This window comes from Pseudoalteromonas sp. S558, from assembly GCF_005886635.1.
In the GTDB taxonomy this organism is placed as follows: Bacteria; Pseudomonadota; Gammaproteobacteria; order Enterobacterales; family Alteromonadaceae; genus Pseudoalteromonas; species Pseudoalteromonas aliena.
The window spans coordinates 1-435 of sequence record NZ_PNDU01000641.1; the positions used below are offsets into that span (position 1 = coordinate 1).

At 38.4% G+C, this 435-nt stretch carries 1 pseudogene; it reads right to left on the minus strand.

From position 1 onward, the window contains the following. Positions 1–435 (minus strand): annotated as a pseudogene (locus CWB66_RS21765) (S9 family peptidase); the annotation flags it as partial.

Here is a 435-nt window from a genome sequence, read left to right on the forward strand (position 1 = left end):
TTTTCTGTCACTTTGAATAGCGCATCACGATTGGTTAGGACTTCTATTGTGCCAATTGCCCGGTGATACTGTTTTCTTAACGACGTTACTTTTTTGGCATTATCAGTTAGTAAGTACAGCTGGCCATCGTAATTATTAGCCAGCATGTTCTTTGGTAATGTTCTGCCTGAACCATTCTTAAAATCAGCGCCTGCAACAACAAAAATATTGTTTGCGGCATATTTAGCTTGATTAAAGGTTTTAAACTTACCTAATGATTTTATGCTGTTGGATTTTAATGTAAGTTCAACCAACTCAGTCTCTGGATGAGTTGAAGCTTGCATCGCCATTACTGGACGACTTATTAATAGTTTTCCACGGTTGATGTTAGCATATTCAAGTTGATGGCTCAATCCGCATTCAGTTAGGCCTTTGGTTAAACCACTGGTGGTATCT